The organism is Arthrobacter sp. C9C5 (assembly GCF_013359735.1).
GTDB lineage: Bacteria > Actinomycetota > Actinomycetes > Actinomycetales > Micrococcaceae > Arthrobacter.
The window spans coordinates 75752-87774 of the sequence record NZ_JABFMX010000019.1; the positions used below are offsets into that span (position 1 = coordinate 75752).

A 12023-nucleotide genomic window follows, 5' to 3' on the forward strand; every position below is an offset into this window, starting at 1 on the left:
TATGGTTGGAACGTGACTGAGACTATTCTTGACGCTGCCCCTGACCTCGAATTCGACCTGAAGGGCCTTCCCAAGGTTTCCCTTCACGACCACCTGGACGGCGGACTGCGTCCGGCCACCATCATTGAACTTGCCGAAGCCGTCGGACACACGCTGCCCTCCACCGACCCGGTCGCGCTGGGGGAGTGGTTCCGCGAATCCGCCGACTCCGGTTCGCTGGTCCGCTACCTCGAGACGTTTGACCACACCATCGCCGTCATGCAGACCAAGGAAGGCCTGTACCGCGTCGCCAAGGAGTTCGTTGAAGACCTCGCGGACGACGGCGTCGTGTACGGCGAGGTGCGCTGGGCCCCGGAACAGCACCTGCAGCAGGGCCTGTCGCTGGACGACGTCGTTGAAGCCGTCCAGGCCGGCCTCGATGCAGGCGTCGACGCCGTCGCCGAGACCGGCCGCGAGATCCAGGTCGGCCAGCTGATCACCGCCATGCGGCACGCCGACCGCGGCCAGGAAATCGCCGAGCTGGCCGTCCGGCACCGCTACAAGGGTGCCGTCGGCTTCGACATCGCCGGCGCCGAGGACGGCTTCCTGCCTGCCCGGTTCAAGGACGCTTTCACCTACCTTGCCCAGCACAACTTCCCGGCGACGATCCACGCCGGCGAGGCCGCCGGGCTGGAGAGCATCCAGTCCGCACTCGTTGACGGCCGGGCGCTGCGTCTGGGCCACGGCGTTCGGATCGCCGAGGACGTCACCGTCGAGTTCGAGGACGCCGACGACGCCGATGTCTCCGATATCAACGCCGACAGCGACGAGGTCGACGACAACATCGGCCTCGTAACCCTCGGCGAGCTGGCCAGCTGGGTCCGGGACCGCGGCATCGCACTGGAAATCTGCCCGTCCTCGAACCTGCAGACCGGCGCCATTGCCGGTTTCGGCGAAGGCATCGAAAGCCACCCGGTGGACATGCTCTACCAGCTGGGCTTCAACGTCACGATCAACACGGACAACCGGCTGATGAGCGGCGTGACCCTCACCGACGAGTTCGAACTGCTCGTTGAGACCTTCGACTACGACCTGGACGACCTGCTCGAGCTGACGCTGAACGCAGCCGAAGCCGCGTTCCTTCCGCTGGAGGAAAAGGAAGCCCTGGTCGAATACATCAACGAGGCCTACGCCGACCTTGGCTAAGGACTCCAACCCGGTGGACGCGCCGCTCAGGGACTTGTTGCGAACCATCGCCGAGCTGCGCGTCCACTGCCCCTGGATGGGCGCCCTCAGCCACGAATCCCTCGTGGAATACCTCCTTGAGGAGGCCTATGAGGTGGCTGAAACCATCGAGTCCGACGGCGGCGACGCCGAGCTGCGGGCGGAACTCGGCGACGTCCTGCTGCAGGTGGTACTGCATGCCCGGCTCGCCGAGGAACGCGGAGCCTTCGACTTCGACGACGTCGCCCGCGGCCTGCGGGACAAGATGGTCCGGCGCAATCCGCACGTCTTCCGCGCCGACGGCTCCCTGCAGGACTCCTTCCCGGCCACGGTCCAGGAGATCGTGCTGAAGTGGGATGCCGTCAAGAAAGCCGAAAAGCCCGGCCGGGGCCACGCCTTCGACGGCGTCCCGGCCGCGCTGCCCGCGCTGGCCCGGGCGCAGAAACTCCTGGACCGGGCAGAACGGGCAGGACTGCCCACCGCGTTGGAACCGGCCCCCGCGTTGGAGGCCGCCGCCTCAGTACCCGCCGCGGGCCCACCCGCCCCGGCGACCGAGCAGGAGCTTGGAGAGCTGCTGTTCGGCATTGTCGCGGCCGCCCGGCGTGAGGGCCTGGACGCCGAGCGCGCCCTGCGCGTGGTCAACCGCCATTTCCAGAACAGCCAGTCCGGGAGCTCGTCCGGCAACCACTCCGGCGGCACCGGTTCCGACGCCGGTCCCGCCACCGGCGCGGGAGCACCGCGTCCGGGGACTGGATAGCTTTCCGTAACTTATCCCACTCTCGACTAGGCTAGGGGCGACGAGGACGTCGGTTTCCCGCTTGATCCACCGCTAGATTTCCAGCAGTCAGATTCCCAGCAAATCGCTTCACCCAAAGGAGCATATTCATGGCGCTTATCGATGCCATCCACGCCCGCGAGATCCTCGATTCCCGCGGCAACCCGACCGTAGAAGTTGAAGTCCTGCTCTCCGACGGCCAGATCGGCCGCGCAGCAGTTCCCTCCGGCGCCTCCACCGGCGAACACGAGGCCGTAGAACTCCGCGACGGCGACAAGGGCCGTTACCTCGGCAAGGGCGTCCAGAAGGCCGTCGACGCCGTCATCGACCAGATCGCCCCGGCCCTGATCGGCTTCGACGCGACCGACCAGCGCAGCATCGACCAGGCCATGATCGACCTGGACGGCACGGCCAACAAGGGCAAGCTCGGTGCCAACGCGATCCTGGGCGTGTCCCTCGCCGTCGCCAACGCCGCGGCCGCCTCGGCCGACCTGCCGCTCTACAAGTACCTGGGCGGCCCCAACGCGCACGTCCTGCCGGTGCCGCTGATGAACATCCTCAACGGCGGCTCGCACGCCGACTCCGACGTCGACATCCAGGAGTTCATGGTTGTCCCGCTCGGCGCCGAGACCTTCTCCGAGGGCCTGCGCTGGGGCGTCGAGGTTTACCACGCGCTCAAGGCGGTGCTGCAGTCCAAGGGCCTGGCCACCGGCCTGGGTGACGAGGGCGGCTTCGCCCCGAACCTGCCGTCCAACCGCGCGGCCCTGGACCTGATCCAGGAAGCCATCAAGAACGCCGGTTACACCCCGGGCAAGGACATCGCCCTGGCCCTCGACGTCGCCTCGTCCGAGTTCTTCAAGGACGGCGCGTACCAGTTCGAAGGCAAGGCCCTCAGCTCCGCCGAGATGAGCGCCTACTACGCCGAGCTGGTGGCGGACTACCCGCTGGTCTCCATCGAGGACCCGCTGGACGAGAACGACTGGGAAGGCTGGAAGGCCCTCACCGACGCGATCGGCGACAAGGTCCAGATCGTGGGCGATGACCTGTTCGTCACGAACCCGGAGCGCCTCCAGACCGGCATCGAGTCGAAGACCGCCAACTCGCTGCTGGTCAAGGTCAACCAGATCGGTTCGCTGACCGAGACGCTCGACGCCGTGTCCCTCGCCCAGCGCGCCGGCTACACGACCATCACCTCGCACCGCTCCGGCGAAACCGAGGACACCACCATCGCTGACATCGCGGTGGCCACCAACGCGGGCCAGATCAAGACCGGTGCCCCGGCCCGCTCCGAGCGCGTCGCCAAGTACAACCAGCTGCTGCGCATCGAAGAGGAACTCGACGACGCCGCACGCTACGCCGGACGCAGCGCGTTCCCGCGTTTCAAGGGCTAGTACCCGCAAAAATCAGGTACCGGTGGCTATGGTGGAAAGACCATGGCCACCGGTTCTGTTTTGGCCGGTTCTTTTTGGCCGGTTCTTTTTGGCCAGTTTGAAGGAGTGACATGGCAACCCGCCGTCCCAAGGTTCCCCGGGCCGCTGCTGCGGCCCCGAAGTCTTCGGCCACCAGCCGGGGGGAAGCCGACGGCGGCCATGTCATCAGGGCTGATTTCGGCGGTCCGCGGCACGGCAGCGAACCCGCCGGCCGGCCAAGCGGCCACGACGCCGGACCAGCGGCGCCCGAGGCGCCGGGAACCGGCAAACCCGGCCCCGCCGGCGGAGCCGCTGCGCCCGCCAGGACCGGAGCTGCAAAGACCGGCGCCCGCGAGAACGCCCCAGCCACGCCGGCCGCGGGCAGGGGAGCGGGCACGAAATCCGGACAGCCCGGGCAAACCGAGGGGCTCGATCCCGTTCCGGCCAAAGCCTTCTCCGGGCGACTGCTGGCCCTCGGCGTCGTGATGATCGCCATCACGATCATGCTGGCGCCCACGGTCAGGATCTTCCTCGAAAAGCGCGCCGAAATAGCTGACCTGGAGGCCGAGATTTCGGCCCAGCAGGCGAAGCAGACGGACCTCAAGCGTGAGGTTTCGCGCTGGCAGGACCCGAACTACGTGAAACAACAAGCCCGTGACCGCATTAACATGGTTATGCCCGGCGAAACCGGCTACTGGGTTTACGGCAGCGATCTTCCTGCCGCAACGTCCGGTTCCGGCGCCGCAGCAGGAACAGCCACAGACCCGGCCAATCTGCCGTGGGTGGATTCCCTTTGGGACTCCATCAGGCGGTCGGCAACAGACTAGGAGCGGCGCCCGCCGCCGGATTACCGCAGACCGGTAATTCCAACAGGGCAGGAAGGTGCCGCGCCAGTGGACGAGAACCGAGCGGACGATCCCCGGACCGGGAACCCCATCGAAGCGACCCCCAAGGAAGCCACCCCGGCGCCGGAGGATCCACGCCAGCCTTCGGCCCGCGACCTTGACGTGCTCAGCCGGCAACTGGGGCGGCCGGTGCGCGACGTCGTCGAGATCCCTGCCCGCTGCGTCTGCGGCAACCCCCTGGTGGCGGCCACCTCGCCGCGGCTGAGCAACGGGACGCCGTTCCCCACCACCTTCTACCTGACCCATCCGGTCATCACCTCGGCCGTGTCCCGGCTGGAGGCGGCCGGGATGATGAACGAGATGAACGAGCGGCTCGGTGCCGACGAGGCGCTGGCGGCGGACTACCGTGCCGCGCACGAGGCTTACCTGCAGTCCCGCGCCGAGATCGGCGCCCGGTCCGGCATCGGGGCCGTCCCGGAGATCGACGGGATCTCCGCCGGCGGCATGCCGACCCGCGTCAAGTGCCTGCATGTCCTGGTGGGCCATTCGCTCGCGGCCGGCCCCGGAGTCAACCCGCTCGGCGACGAGGCCGTAGCCGGCATCAGCGAGTGGTGGACCCGGGACCGTTGCTACTGCGACGGCGCGTGGGATACCGGCGGAGAGGCCCCTTCGCAGGACCTGAGTCGGCACGGACCGCAGGGTCTGCCCGAAATCGTCGGCCGGCCGGCCCCGGTGCGGAAGTCCCGCACCGACGCCGCCGCCGGCGGGGATGCAGCAGCCGCCGGAGCCGGGCAGTGAGCCGCGTGGCCGCGATCGACTGCGGCACCAACTCCATCCGCCTGCTCATCGCAGATGTCGCCGCGGGCGGCGATACCCCGCCGAAGCTAACGGACGTCGTGCGCGAGATGCGAGTCGTCAGGCTCGGCCAGGGCGTCGACGCCACCGGCGAATTCGCCCAGGACGCGCTGGACCGCACCCTCGAGGCCACCCGTGACTACGCGGAGCTGATCCGCCGCCACGGCGCCGGGAAGGTCCGCTTCGTGGCAACGTCCGCAACCCGGGACGCCCGGAACCGCCAGGTCTTCATCGACGGGGTCCGGGAACTGCTCGGCGTCGAGCCCGAGGTGATCAGCGGCGACGAGGAAGCCGCCCTGTCCTTTGCCGGCGCCAGCAGCGTGCTGCCCTCGCGGGGCAAGGACCCGGTGCTGGTGGTGGACCTGGGCGGCGGCAGCACGGAGTTCGTGCTGGGCGACGCCGACGGAGTGATCGCCGCCAAATCGGTCGATGTCGGCTGCGTCCGGATGACCGAACGGCACTTGCAGGACGACCCGCCCACGGCGGAACAGATCGCCGCGGCGGAGGCCGACGTCGACGCCGCCATCAGCGACGCGGCACGCACGGTGCCGCTGGAGCGCGCCACCGCCGTCGTCGGCGTCGCGGGGTCCGTCACCACGATCACCGCCCACGCGTTGAAGCTGCCCGAGTACTCGCCGGCCGCCATCCACGGCACCGAACTTGGCCTGGACACTGCCCGGGCGGCCTGTACCTCGCTGCTCGAAATGACGCGGGACGACCGGGCCGCTTTGCCGTACATGCACCCGGGTCGGGTGGACGTGATCGGCGCAGGCGGCCTTGTCTGGCGGCGCGTGCTCGAACGCATGGCGGACGTCACAGAGGGCCGCATCACGTCGGCCGTGACGAGCGAACACGATATTCTGGACGGTATTGCCCTGAGCATCAGCTAGCTCCGCGCCCGCACCGACCCACTACCGGCCCTGTCCGGCAGCGCCGGCAGGAGCGGCCGCTACCCCCTGCCGCGCGCCCAGAACGGTCGCGGCCGCAGACATACCGCCGATTGGACCCGAATGACCAGAGCAAGAGCCCGGCGCCGCCGGACCGCCTCCGCGTTGATGGCCCTGGCCCTTGCCGGCGGCAGCGTCGCGGGAGCACTGTCGGCGGCCCCCGCTGCACACGCGGACAGCACCCGGGACAAGGAGTACTGGCTCGCCGAGTCCGGCATCAAGAAGGCCTGGGCAGTCTCGAAGGGCGCCAACGTTAAAGTCGCCGTCATCGACAGCGGCGTAGACGGCAAACATCCGGACCTCAAGGGTGTGCTGACCGGGGGAACGGACGTGTCCGGAGCGGGAGCCGCGGATGGCCGGAAAAGCATCGGCGCGAAACCCGAGCACGGTACCCTGGTGGCGACCATGCTCGCCGGCCGCGGACACCAGCCGGCAAAATCGGCAAAATCCACCGCCCGGCCCTCAGCTGCAGCCGGCGTCGGCCCCGACGGGATCGTCGGCGTCGCCCCCGAAGCCGAGATCCTCTCCGTCTCCACCTGGCTCGGCTCCGCCAACCCGGGCGGAAAGAGCGACCAGGACCAGATTCCCGCCGCGGTCCGCTGGGCCGTCGACAACGGCGCCCGCGTCATCAACATCTCGCTCGGCAGCACCTCCCCGGAGTGGCCGCAAAGCTGGGATGCGGCGTTCCTGTACGCCGAGCAGAAGGACGTCGTCATTGTCGCCGCCGCCGGCAACCGGGTGGGCGGCAACATCCAGGTAGGCGCCCCGGCGACCATCCCCGGCGTGCTGACGGTGGCCGGCCTGAACCGCAAAGGCGTCGCCAGCATTGATTCCTCGTCCCAGGGCATCAGCATCGGCGTAGCGGCACCGGCCGAAGACCTGGTCGGCGGCCTGCCCGGCGGCGGCTACGCCGAGTGGGCGGGCACTTCGGGCGCAACCCCCATCGTTGCCGGCGTCGCTGCCCTGATCCGCTCGAAGTGGCCGGAGATGTCCGCCAGCCAGGTCATTAACCGAATTGTCAGCACCGCGAAGGATGCCGGGCTGCCGGGCAAGGACCCGCTGTACGGCTTCGGCGTGCTGAACGCCGAGGCTGCACTCAAGGCCGACGTGCCGGAAACCACGCTGAATCCGCTGGGCTCGATCTCCGATTGGATCCGTGTCCACCGACGGGGAAACCCGGTGGGTCCCGCCCCAGCCGCCGTACCCAGCCCCTCGAGCGCGGCGCCGACCCTGCCCGAAGCCACCCTCCCGGTCGCGGAGGCTCCGTCGCCGGCCGACAGCGCCGTCCCGGCAATGGTGGTCCTCGGCTTCGGCGGGCTCTTCGTCTGCATCATCGCCGCGGCCGCCATCCAGCTGCGCCGTGCCGTCCGCGGGCCCGGCACCGCACCCGAGCCGGACCCGCGCCCCGAGCCGGGCACCGGACCCGGGCCGGGCGCCGACGCGGGCACTGCGGCGGGCCCTGACTCCGGCCCGGCAGCCGGCCCCGACGCGGCCCCCGCGGCAGGACCCCTCGACCCCGGGGCAGACACGCCGGATTCCGCCCAAAACCGGGCCCCGCAGTAGTTAGTGAAGTTTTTCACAAACTACGGTATTCTTGATCCATGGCATCCACCCCTCAGCTCCAGGACCGTCCCAGGGTACTCGTCGTCGGCGGCGGGTACGTCGGCCTGTACGTAGCCCTCAAACTGCAGAAAAAGATCGCGAATGCCGGTGGCATCGTCACCCTCGTTGATCCGCTGCCCTACATGACCTACCAGCCCTTCCTGCCGGAAGTGGCCGGCGGAAACATCGAGGCGCGTCACGCCGTCGTCTCGCACCGCAAGCACCTCAAGCAGACCGAACTGATCCAGGGCCGCGTCACCTCGATCGACCACGCCAACCGTACGGCCGTGGTGGCACCGGCTGACGGCGGCGAGAACTTCGAGACCCCCTACTTCGACGTCGTGCTGGCCGCCGGCGCGATCACCCGCACGTTCCCGATCAAGGGCCTCGCGGACAAGGGCATCGGCCTGAAGACGATCGAGGAAGCCGTCGCCCTGCGCAACGGTGTCCTCGAACGCATCGAAACCGGCTCGCTGATGACCGACCCGGCCGAGCGCGCCCGCGCCCTGACGTTCGTCGTCGTCGGCGGCGGCTTCGCCGGCATCGAGTGCATTACCGAAATGGAAGACCTGGCCCGCGCCGCGGTCAAGAACAACCCGCGCGTCAAGCAGGAGGAAGTGCGCTTCGTCCTGGTCGAGGCCATGGGCCGCATCATGCCCGAGGTCACGGCCAAGCAGGCCGAGTGGGTCGTTGAGCACCTGCGCAGCCGCGGCATCGAGGTGCTGCTCAACACCTCGCTGGACAACGCCGAGGGCTCCCTGAAGCTCATCAACCTGCCGGACAAGACCCCGGCGCAGGAATTCGAATCCGACACCCTGGTCTGGACTGCCGGCGTGCAGGCCAACCCGATGGTCCGCTCCACCGACTTCCCGCTGGAACCCCGCGGCCGTGTCCGTGTCCTCCCGGACCTGCGCGTCTCCGGCGACGAAGGCATCATCGAAAACGCCTGGGCCGCCGGCGACATCGCGGCCGTGCCGGACCTCACCGGCAGCGGCCTGCCGGACGGCACCTGCGTCCCGAATGCCCAGCACGCGCTGCGCCAGGCCAAGCGGCTTGCCAAGAACCTGTGGGCCTCCCGCTGGGACAAGGAGCTCAAGGACTACAAGCACAAGAACCTGGGCGCCGTCGCCGGCTTCGGCGAATGGAAGGGCGTTGCCAACATCAACCTCGTCGGCCGCATCGGCCTCAAGGGCCCGCTGGCCTGGCTCGCACACCGCGGCTACCACGGCCTGGCCATGCCGACGGTCGAGCGCAAGATCCGCGTGATCTCCGGCTGGTTCTGGCAGCTCTTCCTGGGCCGCGACACCACCCAGCTGATGGACCTCGACAACCCGCGCGGCGCCTTCGTGGCCGCGGCGACGCCGGCTCCGAAGCCGGCGGCGGCTCCGGCCGCTCCGGCACCTGCCAAGGAAGCTGCCCCGGCCAACTCCAAGTAGCCCGCAGCAGCCCGACGACGGCGGCCGTTCCCTTCCGGGGGAGCGGCCGCCGTCGTCGTTGGTACCGCCGCCGGCCGCCGCCTGGATTGTTGGGCGGATTGGCCGGGGGGCGGGCCGACCTGCCTAGACTGGGCCCATGACTCCCGCTGAGAAGGACCTGAATACCTTGCTGGCGACCATGCGGCCGGTGATCCGCGAGGGCGAGTATGTCTATGCGCTGTGGCCGCACGGCAAACCGCTGGCCGGCCACATTGCGGCCGCGGTCCGGGAGGCCGAGGGTCTGACCGTGGTGCTGCCGCGGGCCGACGCCGATGCCCTGGGCCTCAAGTACGACTTCGTGGCGGCCTGGATCACCCTCCAGGTGCATTCCTCGCTCGAAGCCATCGGACTTACTGCTGCCGTCAGTGCCGCCCTGACCGAGGCCAAGATCAGCTGCAACGTGCTGGCCGGGTTCCACCACGACCATCTGCTCGTGCCGGTGGCCGATGCCGAACGCGCCCTCGAGGTCCTCCACGAGCTCTCCGCGGACAGCCGCACCGCGAACGGCGGCGGGCAGTTGCCCGCGCCGAAGCTGGTCCTGCGCGGCGAACAGCCCGAGGACCGGCCGGCGCTCCTGGCCCTCACCGCCTCGGCCTTCTCCATCTCGCCGGTCACAGGCCTGCCGGTAGAAGGGGAACCGGAGGAAGTTGATCTCCTGCGGCGGCTCTTCGAGTGCGGGGAGTACCTGCCGGACTTCAGCATTGTCGCCGAGCTGGATGGTGAGATCGTGGGCCATGTCATCAGCACCCGGGGCCGGGCGGGGGAACTGGAGCTGCTGGGGCTGGGCCCGATCGGGGTGGTGCCACGGCTGCAGCGGCACGGAATCGGATCGGCGCTGATGAAGGAAACCATCGACCGCGCAAATGCCGCGGGGGAGCGGGGCATCGCGCTGCTCGGCAGCCCGGAGTACTACGCGCGGTTTGGCTTCGTTCCTTCCACCTCGCTCGGCGTGCAGGCACCGGATCCGTCCTGGGGCGATCATTTCCAACTGTTGCCGTTGGCGCTCTGGCCCGGCGGGGTCAGCGGGACGTTCCGCTACGCCCAGCCCTTCGACGGGGTACCGGCCGCGTCGTAGGGAGCCGTCGCCGGGATACCATTGACCGGGCGCCCCAGTAGCCCAATTGGCAGAGGCAGCGGACTTAAAATCCGCGTGTTGTGGGTTCGAGTCCCACCTGGGGCACTTCATAATTGCCACGCCGCGCGCCACAATTGCGGCCCGCGGCCCCATGAAGCGACTCGGGGCGCCGGGCGGTGGTGGCCGCCAGACAGCCTCCCGGGCCGTCCTGACGCCAGGTACCGCACTTTTCCCGCAGGCTGATTTCCTCTATGCAACGAGTGTTATAAGGATGTGACCGTAGTCACTTATGTTCGGGCGGAAATTGCATTAGCTTGAATCTAAATCAGGAACACCTGATCTTTCGCATCAAAGGCCGTTCGCACCTTTAGATCGAGGAGATTTCTCTATGACTTCACTCCCCCAGGTGGCGCCGCGCATCGCTAAGCTCACAGTGCTTAGCCTCGGCGTCGCCCTTCTGGCTACGGCCTGTGGCGGTACGTCCACGCCGTCGGCAACCACCGGTTCGGCATCCGCCCAGGCCGCAGGCATCGCGTGCCCGGCCCCGAGCGCAACCGGCGGTTCCACCACCTCGGCCAGCGCGGCAGGCTCCGTGCCCGCGTCCTCGACCACCACGGATACCCCGCTCAAGATCGGCTCGCTCCTGCCGACCACCGGTTCCCTGGCCTTCCTCGGCCCGCCCGAAATCGCCGGTGTGAACCTTGGCATCAAGGAAGTCAACGACGCCGGCGGCGTGCTCGGCAAGCCCGTCCAGGTCATCCACCGCGACTCCGGCGACACCAAGACGGACATCGCCACGCAGTCCACCACCGCATTGCTGGGCCAGGGCGTCAGCGCTATCGTCGGTGCCGCCTCTTCGGGCGTCTCCAAGACCGTGATCAACCAGATCACCGGCGCCGGCGTCATCCAGTTCTCGCCGGCCAACACCTCGCCGGACTTCACCACGTGGGACGACAAGGGCCTCTACTGGCGCACCGCGCCGTCGGACGTCCTGCAGGGCAAGGTCCTCGGCAACTACATGGCCACCTGTGGCGCCCAGACCGTTGGCATGATCGTACTGAACGACGCTTACGGCACGGGTCTGGCTAAGAACGTCAAGTCCGCGGTGGAGGCTGCCGGCGGCAAGGTTGTCGCGGAAGAGCTCTTCAATGAAGGCGATTCCCAGTTCAGCAGCCAGGTGGACAAGGTCCTCGCCGCCAAGCCGGATGCCATTGCCCTGATCACCTTCGACCAGGCCAAGAGCATCGTCCCGCTGATGACGGGCAAGGGCATCAAGCCCACCCAGATCTTCATGGTGGACGGCAACATGTCCGACTACAGCAAGGACTTCAAGGCTGGCACCCTGAAGGGCGCCCAGGGCACCATCCCGGGCACCTTCGCCAAGGATGACTTCAAGAAGAAGCTCCTCGCGATCGATCCGGCGCTCAAGGACTTCAGCTACGCAGGCGAGTCCTACGACGCCGTGAACCTGATCGCACTGGCCTCCGAAGCTGCCAAAAGCACCAAGGGCGTGGACATCGCCAAGCAGCTCAAGGCGGTCTCCGAGGGCGGCGAGAAGTGCAACAACTACGCTTCTTGCGTCACCCTGCTCCGCAACGGCAAGGACATCGACTACGACGGCCAGTCCGGCCCCGTAACGTTCTCCGACGCCGGCGACCCGACGGAAGCCTACATCGGCATCTACGAGTTCCAGGATGACAACAGCTACAAGCCCGTCAAGGAAGAATTCGGCAAGCTGTAAAGCCGCTTTCCAAGACAAACAAGAGACCCCCGTCCACCCCGGTGAACTGGTCCCTGAAAGTTGGACTGGCTAAGTAAGAGCCTAGGCTGCGAGGGC

At 68.3% G+C, this 12023-nt stretch carries 10 protein-coding genes and 1 tRNA gene; all 11 read left to right on the forward strand.

Translation table 11 applies throughout. The features are described from left to right. Positions 1-12: 12 nt before the first annotated feature. The 11 genes from HNO80_RS14755 to HNO80_RS14805 all read left to right on the forward strand — a co-directional run bounded on the left by HNO80_RS14755 (position 13) and on the right by HNO80_RS14805 (position 11927). A complete protein-coding gene (locus tag HNO80_RS14755) occupies positions 13-1185 on the forward strand; it encodes an adenosine deaminase (protein ID WP_175323603.1) in 1173 nt (390 codons plus the stop codon). Positions 1186-1261: 76 nt separating this feature from the next. Continuing rightward, entirely contained in the window at positions 1262-1960 is a 699-nt protein-coding gene (locus HNO80_RS14760; protein ID WP_175323621.1) for a MazG nucleotide pyrophosphohydrolase domain-containing protein, read from the forward strand. Between the two features lie 128 nt (positions 1961-2088). Further along, complete coding sequence (gene eno, locus HNO80_RS14765) at positions 2089-3369, forward strand: phosphopyruvate hydratase (protein ID WP_175323604.1); 1281 nt, start codon at positions 2089-2091, stop codon at positions 3367-3369. Between the two features lie 110 nt (positions 3370-3479). Next, the gene (locus HNO80_RS14770) at positions 3480-4214 is read left to right on the forward strand and encodes an FtsB family cell division protein (protein ID WP_175323605.1); all 735 of its coding nucleotides are present in this window, start codon (positions 3480-3482) and stop codon (positions 4212-4214) included. Positions 4215-4322: 108 nt separating this feature from the next. Continuing rightward, entirely contained in the window at positions 4323-5030 is a 708-nt protein-coding gene (locus HNO80_RS14775) for a DUF501 domain-containing protein (protein ID WP_175323622.1), read from the forward strand. After that, entirely contained in the window at positions 5027-5977 is a 951-nt protein-coding gene (locus HNO80_RS14780; RefSeq protein ID WP_175323606.1) for a Ppx/GppA phosphatase family protein, read from the forward strand. Before HNO80_RS14775 ends, HNO80_RS14780 begins: the two co-directional genes overlap by 4 nt. A gap of 120 nt (positions 5978-6097) precedes the next feature. Then, positions 6098-7597, forward strand: coding sequence for a S8 family serine peptidase (locus HNO80_RS14785; protein WP_175323607.1), 1500 nt, complete (start codon positions 6098-6100; stop codon positions 7595-7597). A 38-nt stretch (positions 7598-7635) separates the two neighbouring features. After that, a complete protein-coding gene (locus HNO80_RS14790; RefSeq protein ID WP_175323608.1) occupies positions 7636-9072 on the forward strand; it encodes an NAD(P)/FAD-dependent oxidoreductase in 1437 nt (478 codons plus the stop codon). 136 nt (positions 9073-9208) lie between these two features. Then, positions 9209-10186, forward strand: coding sequence for an N-acetyltransferase (locus HNO80_RS14795; protein ID WP_175323609.1), 978 nt, complete (start codon positions 9209-9211; stop codon positions 10184-10186). A gap of 31 nt (positions 10187-10217) precedes the next feature. Next, positions 10218-10291, forward strand: a tRNA-Leu gene (locus HNO80_RS14800). A gap of 283 nt (positions 10292-10574) precedes the next feature. Further along, complete coding sequence (locus tag HNO80_RS14805) at positions 10575-11927, forward strand: ABC transporter substrate-binding protein (RefSeq protein ID WP_175323610.1); 1353 nt, start codon at positions 10575-10577, stop codon at positions 11925-11927. The last annotated feature ends 96 nt before the right edge of the window (positions 11928-12023 follow it).